The organism is Citricoccus sp. CH26A, from assembly GCF_000224415.1.
Classification (GTDB): Bacteria; Actinomycetota; Actinomycetes; order Actinomycetales; family Micrococcaceae; genus Citricoccus.
Genome location: NZ_AFXQ01000002.1, coordinates 235109 through 260927 on the forward strand (window position 1 = coordinate 235109; position 25819 = coordinate 260927).

Consider the following 25819-nt stretch of genomic DNA (forward strand, 5'->3'; position numbering starts at 1 on the left):
TGTGGCCGGCCGGTTGATGGGTGGCATTGCCGTTGCTACCGCTCCAGTTGGTTGTAGCGAGAGAGGAACGCGGCGACCTCGGCCCGGGTGATGGCCTTGCCCGGCTTGAACGATCCGTCTGCGTAGCCGGCGGTGATGCCGGTGGTGTCCACCCAAGTGATAGCCGCCCAGTTCGAGCCACCGACGTTCACGTCCGTGAACGGGCTGCGCCGGGGTGCCTCAAAGGTCTTCGGTTGGTCCAGCCGGTACAGGAACGCGGCGAACTCGGCACGAGTCACCGGCCGGTTGGGCCGGAAGGTCCCGTCCGGGTAGCCCACCGAGATTCCCTCGTCGGCGAACCAGGCCACCGCGTCCCTGAAGGCCCCGCCGCGCACATCCGTGAAGGGGTCCTTGGTCGCGGTGGCGGACTGGTTAGTCAACCGATACAGGAACTGGGTGGTCTGGGCGCGGGTGACGTTCTTGCTCTTCTTGAACATCCCATCGGCGTAGCCCACGGAGATGCCCGCGGTGGCCATCCACTGGACCGGGGCATAGAACCCGGACCCGACAGGATTGTCCCAGAAGGACACCCCGTCCGGCTCCGCGGTGCCCGTCACTGCGACCCGCGCGTCCACGCTGTAGTCGTCCGGGCCGGTGCCTTCAAGGATTACCGAGTGATCACCCGGAGCCTTCGGGGTGAACCTGGTGCCCCCACCGGTGGTGGAGACCCGCCCCATGCAGTCACTGGCGGAGTCCGACCAGGCATAACATCGTGCCGCGACCGCGGATTGGCCCGAGGCGTCCCGCATCGGCGGCACCACCACGGGTTCGCCGACCTCGGTGGTAAACCGCAGATCCTGGCTGTAGAGCCGCAGCCCCTCTTCGTCGAACTGGTCCAGCATTCCGGCCAAAGCAGAAGCATCGGTAATGCGGTTCAACGACAGATCGAGCGACCGGAGGTGGGTGAGGCCGAGCACGGCCGACACCTCGGCGATCTCGTTCCCGTACAGATTCAACTCTTGGAGCCCGGTGAGCCCGGCCAGGGGGGTGAGGTCGCTGATGCCGTTGTGTCGCAGACTGATCCGGGTGGCCCCGGTGAGGTATTCGGCCCCGGACAAATCCTTAATGCGGTAATGACGCGCCCTGGGGTGGTCGTTGCACTCCAGTTCCTGAATGGACGCCAGCTCCGTCTTAACCACAGGGGTGTCGGCGGGGCGGCCGAGATGGTCGTTCAGGCACGCGCGGAAGCCATCGTCGGGGACACGTACCTCGGTGGCGTCCGCGGCTGGGATCGTGGGGGCGACCACCAGAGCCACCGCGGCGCCAACGGACAGTGCCCTGGCCCACCATGTGTTCTTCATCGAGACGGTTTCACTTTCCGAGGACGGCCCATGGGATGAGAATCAACCTAGCCCGACGGCGCACTGGGCGACCGGCTTCGTCCGCCGAACAAGTGGAAATGGGGTGTAGCTCAAGGAGAAACAAGGTTGGGTCCGATCCGCTCACCCCCGGCCCCCAGCTCATTCTTCAAGGGGTCCCGGGCTGCAACGGGGATGACAGACCTTTGGGCTGCGCAGCAAGAAAGGCCGTACCTACGGGCTCATCGCCCCGTCCCAGCGCCGGAACCGAACGCACTCATTCCTTGGCATGGTCAGCGGCCCCGGTATGAGGCCGAGCAGACAGGCTCCACGGACGCCACCACGGGACTGCTGCACCGAAGACGGCGGTCCAACAGTGGGTCGCAGATCTAAGCGGTGAGCGCGGGGCTACGACGGTGATCCGGGCGTAAGGCGTGCTGGCCTCGATCCTGGATGACGCGGTGGACGATCGGCGGCTGCTGTCGAACCCCGTTCGCGGGGTGAAGCTGCCCCGAAGGGGCAAGAAGGCGCACGTATACCTGTCCCACCGGCAAGTGCATGACATCGCGGAGACCTCGAAGCACCCCGTTCTGGTCCTCACGCTGGCCTACTGCGGTCTGCGGTGGGGTGAGGCTGCAGGCCTGCAGGTGAAGCACTTGGACATGCTGCGGCGCCGAATTTTGGTGGAGCGGAACGCCGTCGAGGTCGGCGGGGTATTTGAGGTCGGCACACCGAAGGGCCACAAGCAGCGGTCTGTGCCGTTCCCTCGATTCCTGGCCGAGCATCTGGCGAAGCAGTGCGAGAGCAAGAACCCGGATGACTTGGTGTCCCCGGGGCACAACGGCCAGTTCCTGCGGCAGTCTCGCGTCCGCGGCGGAGCGGACGCGGAGACTCAAGCCCGGGACTCTTGGTTTGCAGCCGCTCTACAGGATGCCAGGGCGCCACGGGTCACGCCGCACGATCTGCGGCACACGGCAGCGTCGTTCGCCGTATCGGCCGGAGCTAACGTCAAGGCGGTACAGCGGATGCTCGGGCACAGCTCTGGGGCCATGACCTTGGACATCTACGCGGACCTGTTCGATGACGACTTGAATGCCGTCGCTGACCGACTCGATGAGGTGGTCTCGGCGCAGATTGTGGGCAAAATGTGGGCAAACGACTGATCTGAGATCCGACGAAGGCCGCTACTCCCCCGGAATCGCAGGGAAGTTGCGGCCTTCCAACATGGTGCCCCCGGTGGGACTCGAACCCACAACACAGCGATTTTAAGTCGCTCGCCTCTGCCAATTGGGCCACGGGGGCGGACGGCCGCGGCCCGGAACCCCTCAAGGGTACCGGGCCGCGGCGCGTGATCGGTGCGCCTGACCCCGCGGACCACGTCCCCAGGCGGTGCACCGCGGGAGCGCGAGGCTCCCGGAGGGTCAGGCGTTCTCGTACTGCTCGGCGTGGCCGATGGCCTTGCGGCCCGAGAACCGGCCCGGCTTCAGTTCGCCGCCGGCGGCCTCGAGGAAGGCGTTGTGCGGGGTCTCGAGCTCCTCGATCGCGGTGGTGTCCCGGCCGAAGATCGCGTTCAGGGCCCAGTTGGTGATCACGCGGGCCTTGCGCTCGTAGGTGGGCATGGCCATGCCGTGGTAGCCGCGGTGGGCCAACCAGGCCGGGATGCCCGAGATCTTCAGGCCCATCGGGTTGCCGACGCCCTTGCCGACGCCGAGGCCCGCGACAGCACCCAGGGACTTGTGGACGTACTCCTCCACGGCGCCCTCGCCGAAGCGGACGGCCAGCAGGTTGGCGGCGAGGCGACGGGCCTGGCGCACCGCGTGCTGGGCGTTGGGGACGCAGTGGCCGCCCGGGCCGTCACCGGTCAGGTCCGGCACGGCGGCCACGTCGCCACAGCTCCAGGCGCCCTCGAGGACGCCGTCCTCGCCGTCCTTGACCTGCAGGGTCGGGGTGACCTCGATCCGGCCCCGCGGCTCCACCGGGAAGTCGGTCTGCTTGGCCACGGCGTTGGCGGCCACACCCGCGGTCCAGACCAGGGTGTCGGCCTCGAACGAGCCGGCGTCGGACTTGTCCTGCATGTTGATCAGCTTCAGCACGCCGCCCTCGGCGCCGGACAGCGAGGTGTTCAGCAGCACCTCGATGCCGCGGGACTTCAGGTGCTCGACGACGCCGACGGCCTGGTCCTCGCCGACCTCCGGCATGATCTTGCCCATGGCCTCGACCAGGACGATGCGCGCGTCGGACTGGGCCAGGCGCGGGTTCTTGCGGATGGCGGCCCGGATCAGGTCCTCCATCTCGGAGATGGTCTCGACGCCGTTGAAGCCACCGCCGACCACCACGAAGGTCAGGGCGCGCGAGCGTGCCGCGGCGTCGGTCATGGTGGAGGCGACCTCGATCCGGTCCAGGATCTGGTTGCGCAGGGCCAGCGCCTCCTGGACGGTCTTCATGCCGATCCCGGCCTCGGCCAGGCCCGGGATCGGGAAGGTGCGGGTGGTGGCACCGGCGGTCATGACCACGTCCTGGTACGGGACCTCGAACTCGGCGCCGTCCGGGGTCTGGACGGTGGCGGTCTTGCGGGCGTGCTCGACCTTGACGACCTTGCCCTGGACGACCTCGGTGTGCTTCAGGTGGGTGCGGTGGTCCACGATGATGTGGCGGGCCTCGATGTGGCCGCCGACGACCTCCGGGAGGAACGGCTGGTAGGTCATGTACGGGAGCGGGTCGACGAGGGTGACGACGCCGCCACGCTCCTTGACCTTCTTCTCCAGGTTCTTGGCGACGTAGAGGCCGGCGTAACCGCCGCCGACGATCAGGACACGGGGCTTCGGAGACAGCTGCGGGGTAATAGCCATGGGCTACACCATAAACCCGCGACCGTCACTTCGTGAAACTTCTCACAAAGTCACAATGTCAGCGCCCACGCCGCCGCAACGCCAGTGCAACGCCGGTGCCGAGCAGGGCCACGACGGCCAGCCCGGTCCCCAGCACGAGGGCCGGTTGCAGGCCCGGGACAGGATCGGTGGGCGGGGCGGCCCGGGGCAGCGCGGTCGCCGCCGGCGCGGGGGTCGTCGCCGGTGCGCTCGGGGACGCCGCGGGGGTTCCGGCCGGTGCGGCGGCGGGACTCTCGGCCCGGCGATGCACCCGGATCCAGTCGGCGATCGTGTTCATGGGGTTGCGGTCCACCCGGTCCACCTCGGCGGTGACGGCGGCCGCGGCGTCGATGACCCCGTGGCCGTAGACGGGATCCTCACCGGGGACGCCGGCGTCCCGGGCGGTGGTGAGGATCCGGTGGATGACCTGATGGGCGGGCATCTCGGGATGGGCGGACCGGACGAGGGCGGCGAGGCCCGCCACCAGCGGTGCGGCGCCGCTGGTCCCCTGCCACTGCTGGTGGCCGCCCCCGGGGACGGCACCGACGAGGGGGTGGGCGGGTGCCGCGACGCCGATGGAGATCCCCTCGGTGGAGGCGTCCCAGCTGGCCGTGCCGTCGGCGTTTAGCCCGGCGACGGTCAGCACCCCCGGGATGGTGGCGGGCGCGCCGGCCGTCGTGGCGCCGGAGGCGCGGTTGCCCGCTGCGGCGACGATCACGACGTCGTTCTCCTCCGCGTGCAGGAAGGCCCGGTCCCAGCTCACCGGCCAGTCCTGGCGGTTGGAGCCCAGGGACATGTTGATGACGTCCGCGCCGTTGTCGACGGCCCAGGTGACGGCCTCGGCGATCTGGTCCTCGGGGCTCGGCCCGTCCGGGTTGTCATCCCCCAGGTGCACCGAGACGGACAGCAGCCTCGCCTCCGGCGCCACCCCGATGACACCGTCCGGTCCGGGTTCCGCACCGGTGGCCTCGACGACGGGCGCGGCCGAGGACGCGGACGGCGGCGAGGAGGCCGACGGGGAGGCCGCCGCGGATTCCGTGGCGGCGGGGCCCGACGGCCCGGGGGCGGGACGGTCCCCACCGTGGTGTCCGTGCCCGGCGAGCACGGAGGCCACGAGCGTCCCGTGCTCGGGCACCGGTCCCACCGGCGTGGTGCCCTCGACGCCGCCGGCACCGGAGACGTCGGTACCACCGGCCACCTGACCGGTCAGGTCGGGGTGGGCGGCGTCGATCCCGGTGTCGATGACGGCCACGGTGACGCCCTCGCCGCGGGTGCGGTCCCAGGCCCGCCGGAATCCGTACTCCTCCAGCCAGTACTGTCCCTCGCGCCACTCGTCCGCGGCCGCGGGCGGCGGTGCCGGGGAGACCGGCGAGACGGGTGAGACCGGGGAGAGCAGGGTGAGCCCGACGACCAGGACCGCCGAGAACACCCGCCGGGCCGGACCCGCCCTCACGCGAGCTGGGACAGGGCGATCCCGTCCAGGATGTCGTGCTCGGAGGTGATCGCCGAGGTCACCGCTCCCCCGGTCGCCCGCTCCACGCGTCGCAGCACGGTGGACCAGATCAGGGCCCCGGCGCCGATCACGTCCACGCGACCGGGATGCATGTAGGGCAGCGCGGCCCGTTCGGAGCGGCTGGCCGCCAGCAGCTGCGCGGAGATGCGGGTGGTCGTGCCCAGGTCCAGCCGGGTGCCGTGGATCGCCGCGGGATCGTACTCGGTCAGGCCCAGGGCGGCGGCCGTGACCGTGGTGATGGTCCCGGCCACCCCGACGACGGCGGCGGCCCGCCCGAGCGGGACGGCGGCCTCGACCTCGTCGAGCACCGCGTCGATGTCCGCGGTGGCCGCGGAGATCTCCCCGGGCGTCGGCGGGTCACCGTGCAGGTGGCGTTCGGTGAACCGCACGCAGCCCATCGGGACGCTGACCGCCTCGAGGACCTGCGGCCCCTGGGGGCCGTCGAGCGTGCCGAGGACGAATTCGGTGGACCCGCCACCGAGGTCCACCACGAGCACCGTGCGGTCGCGGCCGTCCGCCGCGGGCGTGCCGGTGCCGGCCAGGGAGTCGGGGTCCAGGACCGAGGCGGCTCCGGCGAAGGACAGCGCCGCCTCCTCGTCCCCGGAGATGACCTCGGGCTCCACGCCCAGTCGCTCGCGGATGCCCGCCGTGAACACCTCGGCGTTGCGGGCGTCCCGGCTCGCCGAGGTGGCCACGAAGCGCACGGACTCCGCGCCCAGTCGGCGCAGGATGCGCGCGTAGTCCTCGGCGGCGGCGAAGGTGCGCTCCAGGGCGGCCTCGGACAACCTCCCGGTGGCGTCCACGCCCTCGCCCAGCCGCACGACGCGCATCTCCCGGTGCAGGTCCACCAGCCGCACGGTCCCGTCACCACCGGTGCCCCCCGTGGGTCCCCCGGCCGCGCCACCCGTGGGCCCCTCGACCCGGGCCACGAGCAACCGGATGGAGTTGGTGCCGCAGTCGACGGCACCCACCACGCGGCCGGTCGGGGCGTCCCGCGGCGGGGCCTCGGCGGTCGGGGCCCCGGTCTCGGTCATCACGGGGTTACGCTCTCCGGCCAGGCGCCGCACGTGGCGGCTGAGGTCCCGGCTGGGCACGGGCGCCTCCGGGTCCCAGGCGCCGGCGCACCAGCACCGGTCGGTGGTCCAGTCCTCGCGGATGGCCTCCAGGGCCTCGTCTCCCAGCGGGTTGACGCCCGGCCCGGCGGCGAGGGAGTGGCCCACCAGCACGTGCAGGCACTTCACGCGGTCCGGCATGCCGCCGGCCGAGATCCCGCGGATCTCCGGGACGCCGTCCGTGCCGGCCACCGCCCCGACCCGGTCACGCTCCAGGAGGTAGGCCTCGTGCGCGGCACGGTAGCGCGCGGCCAGCTCCGGGTCCTGCTGCAGACGCTCGGTCATCTCCGCCATGACCCCCGCGGCCTCCAGGCGGGAGACGGCGGCGGTCAGCACGGGGTGGGTCAGGTAGAAGGTCGTGGGGAAGGGGATGCCGTTGGACAGCCGCGGGGCGGTGGTGGCCACGAGCGGGTTGCCGCACACGCAGCGCGCCCCGATCTCGACGACGTCGCGGGCCGGGCGCCCCAGTTGCAGGCTGATGGTGTCCAGGTCCTGCGACGTGGGCGTGCGGTCCAGGTCCTGATTCACGAATCCTCCGGGGCTGACGACGGGTACGGACGGGTACGGCGGCGGATCAGCCTATCTCAGTCCGTGCCGGCCCGCACCACGGAGTCCCAGAGCGCGTCGGCCCAGGGCATGTCCGGGTTGACCTGACCGGGACTGGCCGGACCGGGGACGGGGTCCTCGATCGCCTGGTCGCCGCCGATCACCATGTAGGCCTTCTCCCCCGGCATGACGAGGTTGAACCGGTCCCGGGCCTGCTGCTGGATGTAGGCGGGATCGTCCCAGCGGGCGATCTGGGCGGTGAGCCGGCGCTGCTCCTCCTGCTGGGCGGAGATGTCCTCCTGGACGGTCCGCAGTTCGGCCTGCTGGTCCAGGTACACGCGCAGGGTCGGGGCCAGCAGCACGGCGGCCACGAACAGCACGACCAGCAGGGCCACGGAACGCCCCGAGAAGTTCCGGGCCGGCACGGGCTCGACGACGGCGGGCCGGGAGGGGCCCGGCGAGGGCCGCGCCGTGCGGGCCGCGGGGGCGCCCCCGGGCCTGGCCCGGCGCAGCAGGTCCCCGGCGGGCGGCGGCGCGGCGTTCGGCCGCGGTGAGGTCGGTACGGGGGGCGGGGGTGGCCTCGGGGGCCGTTGCCTCGGTGGTCGTCTCGGCGTCCTCGGACGCCTCCGGGCCGGCGGCACGGGCGGTGTCCGCAGCGCCGGCGGGAGCCCGGGTGCGGGCCGACGCGGGATCCCGGTGCGCGGAATGGGCGGCCGACGGGGCGGGCCGGCCCGATGCCTCCGACGGGGCGTCGCCGACGTGGAGGGACGGCGCGGCGTCCAGCGGGATGACCTTGGCCGAGTGGCCGGTGACACAGGTGGTGCGGCCGGCGGTTCCGGTGGCGACCAGGGACCGCTGGGCAGAGGGGCGGGCGGACTTGGGGACGCGGGGCCGACGAGTCGCCACCTGTACCTCCACTCGGTGTCCGTGACCGGGTCTGGCGCCGGGCCGCCGCCTGGTCCCCTGGCCGGGTCGTCAGGGATCTCCACCGAGGATACCGGCTCCGGGTGCCGGGCCCGAACAGCGCGCCGGAGCCGGGGGCCGGTGAGGCGCCCTCGCCCCGCCTCCGCCTCAGGCGGGCACGGGGCGGGGACGCCTCGGGGCGGTCAGGACCGGCCGCGGTACCGCGGGAAGGCGGAGGCGCCGGCGTAGCGCGCGGAGTCGCCCAGCTCCTCCTCGATGCGCAGCAGCTGGTTGTACTTGGCCACGCGATCGGAGCGGGCCGGGGCACCGGTCTTGATCTGCCCGGCGTTCGTGGCCACGGCCAGGTCGGCGATGAAGGTGTCCTCGGTCTCGCCCGAACGGTGGGAGATCATGCAGTGGAAGGTGTGGCGCTGGGCCAGCGAGATCGCGTCGAGCGTCTCCGTCAGGGAGCCGATCTGGTTGACCTTCACCAGCAGGGCGTTGCCCGAGGCCTCGTCGATGCCGCGCTGCAGACGCTCCGGGTTGGTGACGAACAGGTCGTCGCCGACCAGCTGCACGCGGTCACCCAGGGCCTGGGTGAGCTGCTTCCAGCCCTCCCAGTCGTTCTCGTCCAGGGGGTCCTCGATGGACACCAGCGGGTAGGAGTCCGCGAGGGAGGTGTAGTAGGCGATCATGTCCGCCGCGGACTTCTGCTCGCCCTCGAAGGTGTAGGAGCCCTTCTCGCAGAATTCGGAGGAGGCCACGTCCAGGGCCAGGGCGATGTCCTGTCCCGGGGTGTAACCGGCGCGGGTGATGGCCTCGGTGATGAGGTCCAGGGCGGCACGGTTGGACGGCAGGGACGGGGCGAAGCCGCCCTCGTCGCCCAGGCCGGTGCCCAGCTCGCGCTCCTGCAGGACCTTCTTCAGGGTGTGGTAGACCTCGGCACCCCAGCGCAGCGCCTCGGAGAAGCTGGGGGCGCCGATCGGGGCGATCATGAACTCCTGGATGTCCACGTTGGAGTCGGCGTGCGCACCGCCGTTGAGGATGTTCATCATCGGTACCGGAAGCAGGTGGGCGTTCGGCCCGCCGAGGTACTTGAACAGGGACAGGTCCGCCGAGGCGGCGGCGGCGTCGGCCACGGCCAGGGAGACGCCGAGGATGGCGTTGGCGCCCAGCTTGCCCTTGTTCTCGGTGCCGTCCAGGTCGATCATCAGGGTGTCGATGAGGCGCTGGTCCGTGGCGTCGATGCCCTCGAGCTCGTCCGCGATGTCGTCGATCACGGCGTTCACGGCGTTCAGCACGCCCTTGCCCAGGTACCGGTCCTTGTCACCGTCCCGGCGCTCGACCGCCTCGAACTCGCCCGTGGAGGCACCCGACGGCACGGCGGCGCGACCCAGCGCACCGTCGGTCAGCAGCACCTCCACCTCGACGGTGGGGTTGCCGCGGGAGTCGAGGATCTCACGGGAATGGATGGCGTCGATCAGGGCCATGTGCGGTCTCCTTTGAAGGCAGGTGGTTCCGAGGGTGCAACGCGGGTTCAGCCTAACCGCTCGCCGCTGTCCGATCGCCGCCGTGACGGCCGGACCCCAGGTCGGCGCGCACCGAGGCCAGGTGCCGGCGCAGCGCGCGCTCGGGGTCCAGGCCGGCGGCGCGGGCGAGCTGGACGAGCCGGAACAGCTCCGCCCCGAGGCCGTCCTCGTCCGCCAGCAAGTCCCCTCCCGGTCCCGACGGCGGCGGGCCCGGGTCCGGGAGCGGGTCCACCGGCTGCCGGGCGGCGCGGTCGACCACCTTCGCGGCGGCCGCGAGCGCCGGCAGCGCGGCCGGGAGGTCGGCGAAGGCCCCGGCGGGGGCCGGCGTCGTGCCCTGCGGTGCCGTCCCGGTCCCGGCGGCCTCGCGCTCGGCGCGCTTGATCCGCTCCCAGGTGCGCTCGATGTCCGCGATCGTGGCCGCGGCGAGGTCCTCCGGGTCCCGCAGCCGGCCGTCGGCGTGGAAGACGTGCGGGTTGCGGCGGATCATCTTGGCGGTGATGGCCTCGGCGGCGCCGTCGAGGTCGAAGCCCCCGGCGTCCGTGGCGATCGCGGCGTGCAGGACCACCTGGAACAGCACGTCCCCGAGCTCCAGCCGCAGCCTCTCGTAGGTGCCGTCCGCCACGGCGCCGGCTCCCCAGGCCCCGGCGGGCCCGGACTCGATCACCTCGACGGCCTCATAGGCCTCCTCGACGAGGTACTCGGTCAGGGCGTCGTGCGTCAGCCGGCGGGTCCAGGGGCAGTGCTCCCGGAGGCGGGCGACCACCCAGACCAGCCGGTCGACGGTCTCGCTCACGCCCGGTCGTCGTCCGCGCCGGGGCCCTCGTCCCCGTCCTCGTCGACGAACGCCTCCAGGATCACCGGGCCCTCGGAGGTGGCCCCGGTGGAGATGACCTCCCCCCAGGACTCCACGAGCAGCTCGGCCAGGACCTCGCGCTCCTCGAGCGGGAGGAAGGCCGCCTCGGCGGCGTTGAGCTGGAAGTCCAGCAGTTCCTCCAGCGAGTAGCCGAAGACCTCGGCCAGCAGGTAGAGCTCGTCGGTGAGGGACACCCCGCTCATCAACCGGTTGTCCGGGTTGATCGTCACCCGGAAGCCCAGCTGGTGGAGCATGTCGATCGGGTGCGTGGAGACGGTCCCGCCGTAGGCCTCCACGGCGCCGGTCTGCAGGTTGGACGAGGGGCAGACCTCCAGGGCGATCCCCCGGTCCCGCACCCAGGCGGCCGTCTCACCGAGGTCCACGAGCGCGGAGTCCGCGCCGACACGCTCCCCGTTCTCGTCCACCGCGTCGAACTCCACGGTGATGTCGTCCGCGATCCGCACCCCGTGGCCCAGGCGCAGGGCCCGGCCGTTGAGCAGGGCGTCGCGGATGGAATCCACGCCGTCCGACTCCCCGGCGTGCACGGTGGCCGGGAAGTGCTGGGCGGCCAGCCAGGTGAAGGCCTCGGTGAAGCGGGCCGGGGGGAAGCCCGTCTCCGGTCCGGCGATGTCGAAGCCGACGGCCCCGGCCTGGCGGTGGCGCACGGCCAGCTCGGCGATCTCCATCGAGCGGTCGTTCTGGCGCATGGCGGTGATGAGCTGGCCGACCCGGATGGTGGCGCCGGCGTCCTCGGCGTTGGCCACGCCCTCGTCGAGGCCCGCCTGCACGGCCTCTACCGCCTGGTCCAGGGTGAGCCCGCCGGCCAGGTGCTGCTCGGGGGCCCAGCGGACCTCGGCGTACACGACGCCGTCCTCCACGAGGTCCTCGACGAACTCACGGGCCACGCGGTGCAGGTGCTCCGCGGTCTGCATCACGGCGATCGTGTGGTCGAAGGTCTCCAGGTAGCGCTCCAGCGTGCCCGAGTTCGCGGACTCCGCGAACCAGTGGGCCAGGTCATCGGCGGTGTCGGCGGGCAGGGCGTGCTCGGCCGAGGCGGCCAGCTCGAGGATGGTGGCCGGGCGCAGGCCGCCGTCCAGGTGGTCGTGGAGGCTGATCTTGGGCAGGGCCGCCAGGTCGATGTCGAGCGGGGAGGGAGCGGTGAATTCGATCGCGTCAGTCACGGGGCGAGTCTACGGGAGGCACCGTCGGCCCCTGGCCGGCGAGTCGGGCGTACACCCGCCTGAGGAGCACGTCGAGGAGCCAGCCGGCGACGGCGGCCGCCACCAGGGCGACCAGGATCTGCAGCAGCGTGTTGTCCAGCCAACCGGCCGTGGCCCGGGCGATGCCGATCGAATAGGCCGACCACAGCACCGCGGCGACGGTGTCCAGCACGGTGAAGCGCGTCCTCGGGTACCCGGTGGCCCCGGCGGTGTAGTTCACGGCGACCCGGCCGCCGGGGATGTACCGGGCGGTGCAGATGACCAGGGCGCCGTGACCGTCCAGGGCCCTGCGGGCCGAGCCCACCGCCCGCCGGGCCGAGCGGGTGCGCATCCACCGGAACCGGTCGACACCGATCCGCCGGCCCAGGGTGTAGGCGATCTGGTCCCCGGTGATGGCCCCGAGGGCCCCGGCCAGCCAGACCCACCACAGGGACACGGTCTGCTCCTGGCCGGAGACCGAGGCCAGCGCCACCAGGACCGACTCGGACGGCACGACGGGGAAGAACCCGTCGATGGTGCACAGCAGGTAGACGGCAAGCAGCACCCACCACTGGCCGGCGGCGTGGAGGACGATGTCCTCGATCAGCTGCAGCACGGTGCCAGCCTATCGGCGCGGTCCCTCAGTCGATGCGGTCGATGAGCAGCGGACGCGGCGAGAAGGACGCTGCCTCCCCGGACCCCGCGGGGGCGATGTCGAAGCCGCCCTCCAGCGCGGCCAGGGCCCGGTCGAACTGCTCCGGGGTGTCCGTCAACAGGGTCAGCAGCGGTTGCCCGGCATGCACGGTGTCCCCGGGCTTGGCGTGCATCCGCACGCCGGCCCCGGCCTGGACGGGGTCCTCGCGGCGCGCGCGTCCGGCCCCGAGGCGCCACGCGGCCAGGCCCACGGCCATGGCGTCCAGGCGCGTCAGCACCCCCGACTCCGGGGCGGTGAGCACGTGGGACTGCCGGGCCCGGGGCAGGGCGGCGTCCGGGTTCCCGCCCTGGGCGGCGATCATCCGCCGCCAGACGTCCATGGCCCGGCCGTCGGCCAGCGCCTCGGCCGGGTCCACGCCGGTGACCCCGGCCCCGGCCAGCATGGCGCGGGCCAGCGCCACGGTCAGTTCCACGACGTCGGCCGGTCCTCCCCCGGCCAGGACCTCGACGGACTCCTCAACCTCGATGGCATTGCCCGCGGTCAGTCCCAGCGGGGTGGACATGTCCGTCAGCAGCGCCGTGGTGGTGACGCCGGCGTCCCGGCCCAGGTCGACCATGGTGCGGGCCAGCTCCCGGGCCTGCGCCTCGTCCTTCATGAACGCCCCCGAGCCGCACTTGACGTCGAGGACGAGGGTGCCGGTGCCCTCGGCGATCTTCTTGGACATGATCGAGGAGGCGATCAGCGGGATCGCCTCCACCGTGCCGGTCACGTCCCGCAGGGCGTAGAGCTTCTTGTCCGCCGGGGCCAGGCCGGCGCCGGCTGCGCAGATGACGGCGCCGACGTCCTGGAGCTGGTCCATCATGGCCTGGTTGGTCAGGTCGGCCCGCCAGCCGGGGATCGACTCGAGCTTGTCCAGGGTGCCTCCGGTGTGGCCGAGGCCGCGGCCGGACAACTGGGGCACCGCCACGCCGTACACGGCGACCAGCGGGGCCAGCGGGAGCGTGATCTTGTCCCCCACCCCTCCGGTGGAGTGCTTGTCAGCGGTCGGCTTCACGCCGCCGTCGGGCGCACGCAGCCCGGAGAAGTCCATGCGCTCGCCCGAGGCGATCATCGCGGCGGTCCACCGGGAGATCTCCGAGCGGTCCATGCCATTGAGCAGGATGGCCATGGCCAGGGCGGACATCTGCTCGTGCGCCACCACCCCGCGGGTGTAGGCGTCCACCACCCAGTCGATCTGTTCACCCGTCAGCGCGCGGCGGTCGCGCTTGGCGCGGATGACCTCGACGGCGTCGAAGGGTTCGCGGGGCGTTGGGGCACCGGAAGTGCCTGGCGCCGCGGAGCGTGTCGGATCGTGCTCAGGCATGACGTCCACGGTAGCCCGCCATGTCCGCGGGGCCGAACGCGGAGGGCAGGACCTGGTCCATGGTCAGCTCGCCCTCGGGGCCCATCAGCAGCATGCCCGGGGCGTGGAACTCGAAGAGCAACTGTCGGCACCGGCCGCAGGGCATGAGGACCTCACCCTCTCCGTTGACGCAGTAGAACGCCACCAGCCGGCCCCCGCCGGTCATCTGCAGCTGGGACACCAGGGAGCACTCGGCACACAGGGTCAGCCCGAGCGAGGCGTTCTCGATGTTGCAGCCGGCTACGATCCGGCCGTCCTCGACCATGGCGGCCGCCCCGACGGGGAACGAGGAGTAGGGCACGTAGGCCCGCGTCATCGCGGCGCGCGCCGCGGACTCCAGGCGCTTCCAGTCCACTCCCGAGCCGACGCCGGTCAGTCGCGGGAGGGAGGCGGTCAGCGGGATGTCGTCCGCGAAGGCCTCGTCGATGTTGTCGTTGTAGAACTCGGTCACGGCTACTCCTTCACGTAGGGTGTGCCGGCGGCCGCCGGACCTCGCGACCTGCCCACCAGGCCGGCCACCACCAGGATGGTCACGAGGTAGGGCAGCATCGCCATGAACTGGCTGGGCACCGGTGTGCCGAGGATGGCCAGGACGTACTGCATGTTGGTGGCGAAGCCGAACAGCAGGGCGGCGAAGAACGCACCGATCGGGTTCCACCGGCCGAAGATCACCGCCGCCAGGGCGATGAAGCCCTGCCCGGCGGTCATCTCCTTCGAGAAGGAGGAGGAGTTCACCAGCGTGAAGAACGCACCGCCCATCCCCGCGATCGCCCCGGCCAGCAGCACGTTGACGTAGCGGGTGCGCAGGACGTTGATGCCTACGGTGTCCGCCGCCTTGGGGTGCTCGCCGACGGCCCGCACGCGCAGTCCCCACCGGGTGCGGAACAACCCCACGTACAGCGCCGCCACGATCAGGTACATCCCGTAACCGAGCACGGTCTGGTCGAAGAGGATCGGGCCGATGACCGGGATGTCCGCCAGGACGGGGATCCGGATGCTCTCGAAGTGGGGCGGGGAGTTGAAACGGGCCGAGTCCGAGCTCAGCAGGGTGGAGAACAGGAAACTGGTCAGCCCGGCCACGAGGACGTTGAGCACCACGCCCACGATCACCTGGTTGACGAGGTAGCGGATGGAGAACACGGCCAGCAGGGCCGAGACCAGTGCGCCCGCCACGACCGCGGCCAACAGGCCGGCCCAGACCGAGCCGGTCACCGATCCGGTCACCGCGGCGGTGAACGCGCCGGCCAGCAGCTGGCCCTCGATGGCGATGTTGACCACGCCGGCCCGTTCCGAGAGCACCCCGGCCATCGAACCGAAGATCAGCGGGACGGCCAGGACGAAGGCGCCGGCGATCAGGCCGGTCAGGAACACCGTGGTGGTGTCGGCGGCGCCGACCACCCACACCAGGAACCCGGCCACGAACAGCACCGCGAACGCCGCCGAGCCCCAGCCGGGGACCGTGCCCCGGCGGCGCACGGACAGCAGCCCCCACACGGTCAGTGCGGCCAGCAGGAGGGTGATGATCCAGCCCACGGGCACGGTCGGTGCCACGATGTCCGGGATCTGGACCGCGTCGGCCTCGGTGGAGATGCGGAAGGTGGCGGACTCGCCGGAGGCGCCCAGGGCGAAGACCAGCAGGGAGATGACAGTGAGCACGGCGAAGGTGATGGGGGTCGCCCAGTGCCGGACGATCTCGCGCTGCGGTTGCGGCGCAGGGCCGGCGGCCGGCGAGGCGCCGGAACCGGACGGGACGGTGACGGTGGTGCTCATCGCTGCTCGCCTTCCTCACCGGTGGTGTCCTGCGTCGGGGATGCCGTGCCCCGTCCACCCGGTGGCGGGCCGGCGTCGGGCGTGTCCCGCCGGGCGCCGGCGGGGGCTGCCTCGGCCGGGGAGGCGGTCTCGGCCGGGGAGGCGGTCTCGGCCGGGGAGGGCGGGGACGCCGCGTCCCCGGCGGCCACCCCCACGGCGTCGCCGACGACGGCCGACTCCGCGGCGGGAGCGGTGCCACCGGCGGTGGTCGTGGTGGCGGCCGCGGCGCCGGCCAGCGCCGGCTGGGTGACCGGGTCCGCCGCCGTGCGGGCCTCCAGGGCGCTGGGCGCCGGCAGCCGGAAGATGGTGCGCACCAGTGGCGGGGCGGCGATGAACAGCACGATCAGCGACTGGATGATCAGCACGATGTCGATCGGCACGCCGGTCTCCGTCTGCATGGTCACCCCGCCCGCGCGCAGGGCCCCGAAGAGCAGCCCGGCGAAGAAGACGCCGACCGGGTTGGACCGGCCCAGCAGGGCCACGGTGATGGCGTCGAAGCCGAAGGAGCCGGCCACGTCCGTGTTGAGGACCTTCTCGGTACCGGAGACCTGGCTCACGCCGGCCAGTCCGGCCAGGCCGCCCGAGATGACCATCGCCACCACGTACATCCGCTTCACCGAGACACCGGCCGTGCGGGCCGCCGCCGGGTTGGCGCCCACGGCCCGCAGCTGGAAGCCGATCGTCGAGCGCTGGATCAGCCACCACGCGAAGACGGTGGTGAGGATCGCGACCACGAAGCCCCAGTGGAGGCGGAAGGAGTCCCCCAGCAGCGGCGGGAACACGGCGGTGGGCTCGAGGAAGTCCGAGACCGGGTTCGTGGATCCCTCGCGCTGCAGCACCGGGGTCTGCAGCAGGTACGCCACGAGATAGACCGCGATGTAGTTGAGCATGATGGTCAGGATGACCTCGTGGGCGCCGGTGGCGGCCTTGAGGATGCCCACGATCGAGCCCCACAGGGCACCACCGAGGATGCCCATGATGACCACCAGCAGCAGGTGCACCCCGAAGGGCAGCTGCAGGTGCACCCCGAAGAAGGTGGCGAACATGGCGCCGAAGATCATCTGTCCCTGGCCGCCGATGTTGAACAGGCCGGAGCGGAAGGAGATGGCGATGCCCAGCGAGATGATGATCAGCGGCGTCGAGAGGGTCAGCGACTCCATGAACGGGTAGATCATGCCCGTGAAGTCCTCGGCCTGGTAGTTGAACACCGCCCCGCGGAACAGTGCGGCATAGGCCGCGGCCACGGCCTCCCAGGCGGCCACGAGGGTGTCCTGCGGCCGGGCGAAGAAGTACCCGAGGGCCTCCAGGACCTCCTCGTCGGTGAGGATGATGAGCACGGCGCTGATGACCAGGGACAGCACGATCGCCAGCACGGTGACCATGCCGTTGCCGGCCAGCATGTGGCGCAGCGCGGATCCCCCGGCCGGCCGGCCGGCCGACGGCCCGGACGCGTCGGGCTTCGGGCCGGCCTGCGTGGTCACGGCGCTCATGCCGTCGCTCCCTTCGGGGTGGTGTCCTGCGGGCTGGCCGCGGGGTCGATGCCGGCCATCATCAGGCCGAGGTCGTCGCGCGAGGTGTTCCCCGGCACGATGCCGATGATCCGACCGTGGTACATCACCGCGATTCGGTCGGCCAGGTCCAGGACCTCGTCCAGTTCCGTGGAGACGATCATCACCGGTGTCCCGGAGTCCCGCTCGCGGATGATGCGCTCGTGCAGGAACTCGATGGAGCCGACGTCGACCCCACGGGTCGGCTGGGAGGCGATGAACAGCTTGAGGTCGTCCACCAGCTCCCGGGCCATGACGACCTTCTGCTGGTTGCCGCCGGACAGGGTGCCGACCGGCAGGTCCACGCCCTGGGTGCGGATGTCGAACTCCTGGACCCGCTTCTGCGCCAACCGGCGGATCGCCTTCGGGTCGAGCTGGAGTCCGTTGCCGGCCGGGGGCCGGTCATAGCGGTTGAGCACGAGGTTCTCGGCCACCGTGAACGGGCCGACCAGCCCGTCGGTGGACCGGTCCTCGGGCACGTACCCGACGCCGGCCCGGATGACCTGGCGGGTCGTGCGGCCGAGCAGCTCCTCACCGTCGAGACGGATCGAGCCCTGGGCCTTGTGCAGTCCCATGATGGCCTCGGTCAGCTCGGTCTGGCCGTTGCCCTGGACGCCGGCGACGGCGAGCACCTCACCCTGGCGGATCCCGAAGGAGACGTCGTCCACGAGCCGGACGCCGTCCGGGCTGAGCACCGTGAGGTTCGAGACGGTGAACGTCTCCTCCCCCAGGGTCGGGGCGGACTTAGCGCGGTTCAGGACGACGTCGCGGCCGACCATCAGCGCGGCCAGCTCGGACTGGTCGGCGCCGGGGTCCGCCGTGCCGACCACCCGGCCGCGGCGCAGCACGGTGATCTGGGTGGAGATCGCCTTGACCTCGCGGAGCTTGTGGGAGATGAACACGATGGCCGTGCCGCTGTCCCGCAATTGGCGGATGATGTCCAGCAGCTCGTCGGTCTCCTGCGGCGTGAGCACGGCCGTGGGCTCGTCGAGGATCAGCACCCGGGCGTCCCGGACCAGGGCCTTGATGATCTCGACGCGCTGCTGGACCCCGACCGGCAGGTCCTCGACCAGGGCGTCGGGGTCCACGTGGAAACCGAAGCGGTCCGAGATCTCGCGGATGCGCCGCCGGGTGGTCTCGAGGTCGAGGATGCCACCGGCCCGGGTGTGCTCGTCACCCAGGGCGACGTTCTCGGCCACCGTGAAGACGGGGATCAGCATGAAGTGCTGGTGCACCATGCCGATCCCGGCGGCCATGGCCTCCCCGGGGCCGCCGAACCGGACCGGGGTGCCGTCCACGCGAATCTCTCCGGCCGTGGGCTCGTAGAGCCCGAACAGCACGTTCATCAGGGTGGACTTGCCGGCGCCGTTCTCCCCGAGGAGGGAGTGCACCTGTCCGGACTCCACCGTGAGGTCGATCGAGTCATTGGCCGTGAAGGCGCCGAATTTCTTGGTGATGCCGCGCAGCTCGAGTTTCACCGTGCTCCAGCCAATCTGTCCTGACGAGGACCGTTGCGTGAAGGGATGTCGGACAGGGGGCGGAGCGGCCGTGCTGGGCCGCCCCGCCTGGGCTGTCGGAACGGTATCAGGACTCGGGCGAGTAGTCCGAGTCGACCGTGATCGAGCCGTCGATGATGCCGGCCTTGATCTCCTCGAGCTCGGTCTTGAGCTCGTCGGAGACCGCGGCGTCGAGATCGTGGAACGGTGCGAGCGCGACGCCGCCGTTCTCCAGGGTGCCGACGTAGGGCTCGGAGGAGAACTCGCCGGCCAGGTCGGCCTCGATGACGTCGTGGACCGCCTCGCCCATCAGCTTCATCACCGAGGTGAGGATGACCTCGCCCTGTTCCGTGGTCAGGTAGCCGTCGGAGTCGACCCAGACGACCTTGGCGTCCTTGCCCGCGGCGTTGGCCTCGGTCACCGCGTCCAGGGTGCCCAGGCCCACGGGGCCGGCCACGGGCATGATGATGTCCGCGCCCTCGTTGATGAAGTTGGTCGTGTTGGTCTTGCCGGCGGCCTGGTTCTCGAAGTCCCCGGTGAACGATCCGGTCTTGGCCTCGCGGTTCCAGCCGAGGACCTGGACGTCTGCGTCCTTCTGCTCGTTGTAGTACTCGACACCGGCGGCGAAGCCGTCCATGAAGATCGTCACGGTGGGGATCTCCGCACCGCCGTAGGTGGCGACCTTGCCCGTCTCGGAGACCCCGGCGGACAGGTAGCCGGCCAGGAAGGCACCCTGGGCCGTGTCGTAGATGATGCGCTGGACGTTGTCCGGGAACTCCGGGTCCGTGACGTCCACGCCCACGAAGTGGGTGTCCTCGTTCGCCGCGGCGATCGGCTTGATGGTGTCACCCAGCAGGAAGCCCACGCCGATGATGGTGTCGCAACCGGCCTGGAGCATGGAGTTGACGTTCGGGGTGAAGTCCGTGGGGCTCGTGGACTCGGCCTCGCGGACCTTGATGCCGAAGTCCTCCTCGGCCGACTTCAGCCCCTCGTACGAGGACTGGTTGAAGGAACGGTCGTCGAAGCCGCCCTGGTCGGACACGATGCAACCGGTGTAGTCGGAGTTCTCGGTGCCGACCGCCGAGGTGCTCGCGCTCTCCGTCCCGGTCTCGGAGCCGGCGCCGGGGGCCTCCTCCTCGGGGGCCGCGCCGCAGCCGGCCAGCAGGAGGCCGGAGATGCCGAGGACGGCCGCCGGCAGGAGTGCCTTGCGGGACAGATCAGATGCAGTGCCCATGATGATCCTTTGGTGCGAGTGATGAGGCGGGAGGGCAGCCGGGCTGGCCGGTGCTGCTCCGGGCCGACCGATGGCCCTCACAGTGGTGTCCGTGCCCTGATGCGGACAGTTACCCGGAAGTTTACCCAAACTTGGGAGGAATCGTTTCAGAATTCCAGTGCCGGTGGCCGGCACCGTCACGCCCCCGCTACTGGGCCCCCGCGAGGGCCCGCAGGGCGGCGGCGGTGAAGATCCGCATGCCGACCCCGATCGCCCGCTCGTCCGGCGCGTAGTCCCCCATGTGCAGGTCGTACACCGGACCACCCGGGGTCCGGGTCCCGAGCCGGAGCATGGCCCCGGGGACCTGCTGGGTCATCCAGGCGAAGTCCTCCCCGCCCATCGACTGCTCGGTCAGCTGGATGGCGCGGGATCCCAGCTCGAACCGGGCCGCGTCCTCGATCAGGTCCGTCTCGGCCTCCGTGTTGACCACCGGGGGCACTCCGCGGACGTGCTCCAGGTGCACGTCGACGCCGAAGGGGCGGGCCACCTGGTGCACGACCTCGTCCAGCAGGTCACCGGCCGACTCCCACACGTCCGCGTCCAGGCACCGCATGGTCCCGGCGAGGTAACCGGTCGAGGGGATCGCGTTCGGCGCGGCCCCGGCGTTGACCTGGCCCCAGACCACCGAGACGGCCGAGCGCACGTCGATGCGCCGCATCAGCACCGCCGGGACGTTGACCGCGATCTCCGCCAGCGCGAAGACGAGGTCCTCGGTCACGTGCGGTCTCGAGGTGTGGCCGCCGCGTCCGGACAGGCTGATCTTGATCGTGTCCGAGGCCGAGGTGATGGCCCCGATGCGGGTACCGAGGGTGCCGACGTCGAACCGGGGCTCGCAGTGGGCGGCGAGGATGCGCGGCAGGCCCTCGAGGACCCCCTGGCGGATGACCGTCAGGGAGCCACCGGGCAGTCGTTCCTCGGCCGGCTGGAAGATCACCCGCACGCGGCCGCCCAGGGCGGAGGGGTCCAGGTCCAGCCCGGAGGTTCCCGCGAGGATCTCGTGCAGGGCCAGGGCCGTTCCGGCCATCACGGCGGTGTGGACGTCGTGCCCGCAGGCATGGGCGACGCCGTCGACCCGGGAGGCGTAGTCCAGTCCGGTGCGCTCGGTGAGCGGCAGCGCGTCGATGTCCGCCCGCAGGCCGAGCACGAGGGGGCCCTCCCCGATGTCGACGTAGGCGCCCGTGTCCTCGAGCTTCACCGGCGAGAGCCCGGCGCCCGAGAGGACCTCCAGGATCCTGGCGGTGGTGCGGTGCTCGTCGTAGGACAGCTCCGGGTGGGCGTGCAGGTCACGCCGCAGCCCCACCGCGACCGGCTCGAGGCGGTCCACGAGGGGGGCGACCCTGGGCAGTCCGGGGTCGTCCAGGACGGGGATGGCCCCGGTGGCAGGATGGCGAGCGGTCATCCCAGTGATGTTACCGCCGGGCGGCGTCAGAGGACGTCGTGGTCCCCGTGCGCCTTGAGCGACTCGACGGCCTGCTTCACCGACTGCGCGTGTTCGGTGGTGGTGACCAGCAGGGCGTCCGCGGTGTCCACCACGACGATGTCCTCCACGCCGATCAGCGCGATCACCCGCTGGGTGTCGGTGACCACCACGCCGGAGGCCTTCGATGAGTACACCCGAGGGGTCTCCCCGATCACGGTGATCCCGGAGGAGTCCCGGGCGGGGTTCAGCCGCGCGATCGCCGCGAAGTCGCCCACGTCGTCCCAGGTGAAGTGACCCGGGATCACGGCCACGTCGCCGGCCGCGGCGGCCGGCTCGGCCACCGCGTAGTCGATCGCGGTCTTCTTCAGCGTCGGCCAGACCCGGGCCATCACCTCGTCCTGCTGCGCGCTGCCCCACGCGGTGGCGATCTCGGTGAGCCCGGCGTGCAGCTCCGGCTCGTTCGCCTGCAGGTGCTGCAGCAGCAGGGACACCGGGGCCACGAACATGCCGGCGTTCCACAGGTACTCCCCGGAGTCCACGCACTCCCGGGCCACGTCCTCGGACGGCTTCTCCACGAAGGCGGCGACGTCCTTGGCGTTCGGCGCCCCGGGCACGTCCAGGGCCTGGCCCTGCCGGATGTAGCCGAAGCCGGTGGCCGGGTGGGTCGGGGTGATGCCGATCGTCACGATCCGCCCGGTGGCCGCCGTCGCCACGGCCTCGACCACCGCGGCCTGGAAGACCTCCACCGGGCCGATCACCTGGTCGGCGGCGAACGATCCCATGATCGTCTCCGGGTCGCGCCGGTACAGGATGGCGGCGGCCAGCCCGATGGCGGCCGCCGAGTCCTTGGGCTCCGGTTCCAGGACCATGTCCGTCCGGTCCAGGTCCGGCAGCTGCGCCCAGACGGCGTCCTGGTGCGCCTCACCCGTGACGACCATCATCCGGTCCCCGGCCAGCGGGGCCAGCCGGTCGTAGGTCGCCCTGATCAGGGTCTGCCCGGATCCGGTCAGGTCGTGCAGGAATTTCGGGGCCGCGGCCCGGGACAGCGGCCACAGCCGGGTGCCCACGCCACCGGCGGGGATCACGCCGTAGAAGCGGTCCAGCCCGGGGCCGGCCACCCGGTCCCGGGCGGACGGGTCGTGCTGTTCAGAGTCAATGGTCACCCGGCCAGCATAGGTCTCCCGCCCGGCGCACCCGGCCAGCGCCGCGCGCCGCGGGCGCCGCGGGTGATCCACCGCACACCCGCGTGATGACGCGTCAAAAGTCGAGACCTGCCGCGCTGGAGGGACTACTCTGTCTAGGAGGAATGCACTCGCACCGGCGTTCTCTCTGTGCGCACCGGACGTGGCACAGGCGCCCTTGCAATCCCTGGGAGGTTTTTACAGTGTCAACTGCGACATCCGCGCAGGCCCCGGCGAAGTCCGGCCGTGGGACCCTCTACCGCGGCAACGAGGGCATGTGGTCCTGGGTGATCCACCGGATCACCGGCGTGGTCATCTTCTTCTTCCTGCTGGTCCACGTGCTGGACACCTCACTGGTGAGGGTCTCGCCGGAGGCCTACAACGCGGTGCTCGGCACCTACAAGAACCCGCTGATGGCGGTCGGTGAGGTCGGCCTCGTGGGGGCCATCATGTTCCACGCCTTCAACGGGCTGCGGATCATCCTGGTCGACTTCTGGAAGGGTGGCACCAAGCACCACAAGGCGATGCTCTGGACCGTGGTGGTCCTGTGGGTCATCACCCTCGCCGCCTTCGCCATCCGTCACCTGATGCTCGCCTTCGGAGGTCACTGAGCCATGAGCGCCACCGCTGATTCCACCATTGCGGCGCCCCGTAGCGGGCGCATCGACCCGAAGTACACCCGGGACCGGACCAAGTCCGGCAATTTCGAGATGCTGACCTGGCTGTTCATGCGCCTGTCCGGCATCGTCCTCGTGGTGCTGATCTTCGTGCACCTGTTCTCCAACCTGATGGTCGGCGACGGCATCAACGGGCTGGACTTCGGATTCGTGGCCGGCAAGTGGGCCGACCCGTTCTGGCAGTTCTGGGACCTGGCCCTGCTGTGGCTCGCGATGCTGCACGGCACCAACGGCGTGCGCACCATCATCAACGACTACGCCGAACGCGACGGCGTGCGGTTCTGGCTGAAGATGGTGCTGTACGCGGCGACCACCGTCATCATCGTGCTCGGCACCCTGGTGATCTTCACCTTCGAGCCGTGCCTGACGGACGCAGCGGGGAACCTGCTGGAGGCCTCCCCCGCTTTCTGCGCAACGCCCTGACCCCGGCCGTCCCCGGAACACCCGAGACTTCTCGAGAAGAAAGAATCCCAAACGAATGCAGGTACACAAGTACGACGTCGTGATCGTCGGTGCCGGCGGCGCCGGCATGCGCGCGGCGATCGAGGCCGGACAGCGCGCCCGCACCGCGGTGCTGACCAAGCTCTACCCCACCCGTTCCCACACCGGCGCAGCCCAGGGCGGCATGTGCGCCGCCCTGGCCAACGTGGAAGAGGACAACTGGGAGTGGCACACCTTCGACACCGTCAAGGGCGGTGACTACCTGGTGGACCAGGACGCCGCCGAGGTGATGGCCAAGGAGGCCATCGACGCGGTGCTCGACCTGGAGAAGATGGGCCTGCCCTTCAACCGCACCCCGGAGGGCCGGATCGACCAGCGCCGTTTCGGCGGCCACACCCGCGACCACGGCAAGGCCCCGGTCCGCCGGGCCTGCTACGCGGCCGACCGCACCGGCCACATGATCCTCCAGACGCTCTACCAGAACTGCGTCAAGCACGACGTCGAGTTCTACAACGAGTTCTACGTGCTTGACCTGCTGCTGGTCGACGAGCCCGGCACCCGCCCCGACGGCACCCCGTTCACCCAGAAGCGCGTAGCCGGCGTGGTCTCCTACGAGCTGGCCACCGGCGAGCTGCACGTCTTCCAGGCCAAGTCCGTGGTCTTCGCCACCGGCGGTGCCGGCAAGGTCTTCAAGACCACCTCCAACGCCCACACCCTCACGGGTGACGGCATGGCGATCGCCTACCGCAACGGACTGCCGCTGGAGGACATGGAGTTCATCCAGTTCCACCCGACCGGCCTGGCCGGCCTGGGCATCCTCCTCTCCGAGGCCGCCCGTGGTGAGGGCGGGATCCTCCGCAACTCGGACGGTGAGCGCTTCATGGAGCGCTACGCCCCGACCATCAAGGACCTGGCCCCGCGTGACATCGTGGCCCGTTCGATGGCCGAGGAGGTCCGCCAGGGCCGCGGTTGCGGCCCGAACAAGGACTACGTCCTGCTGGACCTGACCCACCTGGAGCCGGCGCACATCGACGCCAAGCTCCCGGACATCACCGAGTTCGCCCGGACCTACCTGGGCGTGGAGCCCTACACGGAGCCGGTGCCGGTGTTCCCGACGTGCCACTACGTGATGGGCGGGATCCCGACCAACGTCAAGGCCGAGGTCCTCCAGGACAACGACACCGTGGTCCCGGGCCTGTACGCCGCCGGCGAGGTGGCCTGCGTGTCCGTGCACGGCTCGAACCGCCTGGGCACCAACTCCCTGCTCGACATCAACGTCTTCGGCCGTCGTGCCGGCATCTACGCCGCCGAGTACGCCGCCACCGCCGACTTCGTCGAGCTTCCCGAGAACGGCGAGGCCCCGACCGTCGAGCACATCGAGAGCCTGCGGTCCGCCACCGGCACCGAGCGCGTGTCCGAGCTGCGGTCCGAGCTGCAGGAGGTCATGGACGCCGACATGCAGGTGTTCCGGACCGACGAGTCGATCCGTCGCGCCCTCGCCACGATCGAGTCGCTGCGCCAGCGCTACGAGAACGTCTCGGTGCAGGACAAGGGCAAGCGGTTCAACCTGGACCTGCTCGAGGGCCTCGAGCTGGGCTACCTGCTGGACATGGCCGAGGCCATGACCGTGGCGGCCCTGCACCGCAAGGAGTCCCGCGGTGGTCACTACCGCGAGGACTACCCGGACCGAAGCGACGAAGAGTGGATGAAGCACACCATGCTGTACCGGGACCCGAACTCCGAGATGGAGGGGGTCAAGGGCATCCGCTTCGAGACCAAGCCGGTCGTCGTTACCCGTTACCAGCCGATGGAGCGTAAGTACTGATGAGCACCACAGCAACCGAACCTGCAGAGGGCCCCTCGAAGGTCGACCTGGGCGAACAAGGCGGCGCCGGGGAGATCGAGAGCTTCGAGGTCACCCTGAAGGTGCGCCGATACCTGCCGGAGACCACCGAGGACTCCTACTGGGACGAGTGGCGGGTCACCATGTACGGCACCGACCGCGTGCTGGACGCCCTGCACAAGGTCAAGTGGGAGCTGGACGGCACCCTGTCCTTCC

Annotated in this window: 22 protein-coding genes and 1 tRNA gene; 5 read left to right on the plus strand and 18 right to left on the minus strand. The window is 71.0% G+C overall.

The features are described 5' to 3' along the window. Nucleotides 1-35 precede the first annotated feature (35 nt). Nucleotides 36-1340, minus strand: a complete 1305-nt coding sequence (locus CITRI_RS0102320) for an S-layer homology domain-containing protein (protein ID WP_010142960.1) — start codon at nt 1338-1340, stop codon at nt 36-38. 431 nt (nt 1341-1771) lie between these two features. Between CITRI_RS0102320 and CITRI_RS15980 the strand changes: the two genes are divergently transcribed. Continuing rightward, entirely contained in the window at nt 1772-2500 is a 729-nt protein-coding gene (locus CITRI_RS15980; protein WP_010142961.1) for a site-specific integrase, read from the plus strand. A 62-nt stretch (nt 2501-2562) separates the two neighbouring features. Here the strand turns inward: CITRI_RS15980 and CITRI_RS0102330 are convergent. The 17 genes from CITRI_RS0102330 to CITRI_RS0102410 all read right to left on the minus strand — a co-directional run bounded on the left by CITRI_RS0102330 (nt 2563) and on the right by CITRI_RS0102410 (nt 22624). Further along, nucleotides 2563-2639 (minus strand) — tRNA-Leu (locus CITRI_RS0102330). Between the two features lie 119 nt (nt 2640-2758). After that, a complete protein-coding gene (locus CITRI_RS0102335) occupies nt 2759-4186 on the minus strand; it encodes an NAD(P)/FAD-dependent oxidoreductase (protein WP_010142962.1) in 1428 nt (475 codons plus the stop codon). A gap of 58 nt (nt 4187-4244) precedes the next feature. Beyond that, nucleotides 4245-5633: a S8 family serine peptidase gene (locus CITRI_RS0102340; RefSeq protein ID WP_010142963.1), complete on the minus strand. Its 1389-nt coding sequence runs from the start codon at nt 5631-5633 to the stop codon at nt 4245-4247. Nucleotides 5634-5653: 20 nt separating this feature from the next. Further along, nucleotides 5654-7357: a DUF501 domain-containing protein gene (locus tag CITRI_RS20465; protein WP_010142964.1), complete on the minus strand. Its 1704-nt coding sequence runs from the start codon at nt 7355-7357 to the stop codon at nt 5654-5656. 56 nt (nt 7358-7413) lie between these two features. Continuing rightward, the gene (locus CITRI_RS19555) at nt 7414-7770 is read right to left on the minus strand and encodes a septum formation initiator family protein (protein WP_157998894.1); all 357 of its coding nucleotides are present in this window, start codon (nt 7768-7770) and stop codon (nt 7414-7416) included. Between the two features lie 711 nt (nt 7771-8481). Next, nucleotides 8482-9768: a phosphopyruvate hydratase gene (gene eno / locus CITRI_RS0102355; RefSeq protein WP_010142966.1), complete on the minus strand. Its 1287-nt coding sequence runs from the start codon at nt 9766-9768 to the stop codon at nt 8482-8484. A gap of 52 nt (nt 9769-9820) precedes the next feature. Then, on the minus strand, nt 9821-10600 hold the full coding sequence (locus tag CITRI_RS0102360) for a MazG nucleotide pyrophosphohydrolase domain-containing protein (protein ID WP_010142967.1): 780 nt from the start codon (nt 10598-10600) through the stop codon (nt 9821-9823). Continuing rightward, nucleotides 10597-11841, minus strand: coding sequence for an adenosine deaminase (locus CITRI_RS0102365; protein WP_010142968.1), 1245 nt, complete (start codon nt 11839-11841; stop codon nt 10597-10599). The genes CITRI_RS0102360 and CITRI_RS0102365 overlap by 4 nt, the downstream gene beginning before the upstream one ends. After that, nucleotides 11834-12475, minus strand: coding sequence for a DedA family protein (locus tag CITRI_RS0102370; RefSeq protein ID WP_010142969.1), 642 nt, complete (start codon nt 12473-12475; stop codon nt 11834-11836). Before CITRI_RS0102370 ends, CITRI_RS0102365 begins: the two co-directional genes overlap by 8 nt. 25 nt (nt 12476-12500) lie before the next feature. Then, a complete protein-coding gene (locus CITRI_RS0102375) occupies nt 12501-13877 on the minus strand; it encodes a thymidine phosphorylase (RefSeq protein WP_010142970.1) in 1377 nt (458 codons plus the stop codon). Beyond that, on the minus strand, nt 13870-14313 hold the full coding sequence (locus CITRI_RS0102380) for a cytidine deaminase (protein ID WP_369732064.1): 444 nt from the start codon (nt 14311-14313) through the stop codon (nt 13870-13872). Before CITRI_RS0102380 ends, CITRI_RS0102375 begins: the two co-directional genes overlap by 8 nt. A 56-nt stretch (nt 14314-14369) precedes the next feature. Beyond that, on the minus strand, nt 14370-15686 hold the full coding sequence (locus tag CITRI_RS0102385; RefSeq protein WP_010142972.1) for an ABC transporter permease: 1317 nt from the start codon (nt 15684-15686) through the stop codon (nt 14370-14372). Continuing rightward, the gene (locus CITRI_RS0102390) at nt 15683-17215 is read right to left on the minus strand and encodes an ABC transporter permease (protein WP_010142973.1); all 1533 of its coding nucleotides are present in this window, start codon (nt 17213-17215) and stop codon (nt 15683-15685) included. The genes CITRI_RS0102385 and CITRI_RS0102390 overlap by 4 nt, the downstream gene beginning before the upstream one ends. Then, nucleotides 17212-18750 (minus strand): ABC transporter ATP-binding protein, encoded by a 1539-nt coding sequence (locus CITRI_RS0102395; protein ID WP_010142974.1) that lies wholly within the window; start codon nt 18748-18750, stop codon nt 17212-17214. The genes CITRI_RS0102390 and CITRI_RS0102395 overlap by 4 nt, the downstream gene beginning before the upstream one ends. 106 nt (nt 18751-18856) lie before the next feature. Next, the gene (locus tag CITRI_RS0102400) at nt 18857-20002 is read right to left on the minus strand and encodes a BMP family protein (protein ID WP_010142975.1); all 1146 of its coding nucleotides are present in this window, start codon (nt 20000-20002) and stop codon (nt 18857-18859) included. Between the two features lie 187 nt (nt 20003-20189). Then, nucleotides 20190-21440, minus strand: a complete 1251-nt coding sequence (locus CITRI_RS0102405; RefSeq protein WP_010142976.1) for an amidohydrolase — start codon at nt 21438-21440, stop codon at nt 20190-20192. Between the two features lie 26 nt (nt 21441-21466). Next, on the minus strand, nt 21467-22624 hold the full coding sequence (locus tag CITRI_RS0102410) for a sugar phosphate nucleotidyltransferase (RefSeq protein ID WP_010142977.1): 1158 nt from the start codon (nt 22622-22624) through the stop codon (nt 21467-21469). 221 nt (nt 22625-22845) lie between these two features. On the opposite strand from CITRI_RS0102410, the gene sdhC reads away from it, so the two are divergent. From sdhC to CITRI_RS0102430, 4 genes are all read left to right on the plus strand, one after another. After that, nucleotides 22846-23253 (plus strand): succinate dehydrogenase, cytochrome b556 subunit, encoded by a 408-nt coding sequence (gene sdhC / locus CITRI_RS0102415; RefSeq protein ID WP_255347877.1) that lies wholly within the window; start codon nt 22846-22848, stop codon nt 23251-23253. A gap of 3 nt (nt 23254-23256) precedes the next feature. Further along, nucleotides 23257-23742 (plus strand): succinate dehydrogenase hydrophobic membrane anchor subunit, encoded by a 486-nt coding sequence (locus CITRI_RS0102420; protein WP_010142979.1) that lies wholly within the window; start codon nt 23257-23259, stop codon nt 23740-23742. 55 nt (nt 23743-23797) lie between these two features. Further along, nucleotides 23798-25585 carry a succinate dehydrogenase flavoprotein subunit gene (gene sdhA, locus CITRI_RS0102425; RefSeq protein WP_010142980.1) on the plus strand — a complete coding sequence of 596 codons (1788 nt, stop codon included), beginning with the start codon at nt 23798-23800 and terminating at the stop codon, nt 25583-25585. Further along, nucleotides 25585-25819: 2Fe-2S iron-sulfur cluster-binding protein (locus tag CITRI_RS0102430; protein ID WP_010142981.1), on the plus strand; the 235-nt coding region annotated here is incomplete at its 3' end. The genes sdhA and CITRI_RS0102430, both read left to right, overlap by 1 nt.

Excerpts from the sequence above, each read along its gene's own strand:
- CITRI_RS0102400 (WP_010142975.1), bottom strand. The coding sequence starts at position 20,002 with ATGGGCACTGCATCTGATCTGTCCCGCAAGGCACTCCTGCCGGCGGCC.
- CITRI_RS0102385 (WP_010142972.1), bottom strand. The coding sequence starts at position 15,686 with ATGAGCACCACCGTCACCGTCCCGTCCGGTTCCGGCGCCTCGCCGGCC.
- CITRI_RS0102375 (WP_010142970.1), bottom strand. The coding sequence starts at position 13,877 with ATGCCTGAGCACGATCCGACACGCTCCGCGGCGCCAGGCACTTCCGGT.
- CITRI_RS0102390 (WP_010142973.1), bottom strand. The coding sequence starts at position 17,215 with ATGAGCGCCGTGACCACGCAGGCCGGCCCGAAGCCCGACGCGTCCGGG.
- sdhA (WP_010142980.1), top strand. The coding sequence starts at position 23,798 with ATGCAGGTACACAAGTACGACGTCGTGATCGTCGGTGCCGGCGGCGCC.
- eno (WP_010142966.1), bottom strand. The coding sequence starts at position 9,768 with ATGGCCCTGATCGACGCCATCCATTCCCGTGAGATCCTCGACTCCCGC.
- CITRI_RS0102405 (WP_010142976.1), bottom strand. The coding sequence starts at position 21,440 with ATGACCGCTCGCCATCCTGCCACCGGGGCCATCCCCGTCCTGGACGAC.
- CITRI_RS0102320 (WP_010142960.1), bottom strand. The coding sequence starts at position 1,340 with ATGAAGAACACATGGTGGGCCAGGGCACTGTCCGTTGGCGCCGCGGTG.
- CITRI_RS0102335 (WP_010142962.1), bottom strand. The coding sequence starts at position 4,186 with ATGGCTATTACCCCGCAGCTGTCTCCGAAGCCCCGTGTCCTGATCGTC.
- CITRI_RS0102420 (WP_010142979.1), top strand. The coding sequence starts at position 23,257 with ATGAGCGCCACCGCTGATTCCACCATTGCGGCGCCCCGTAGCGGGCGC.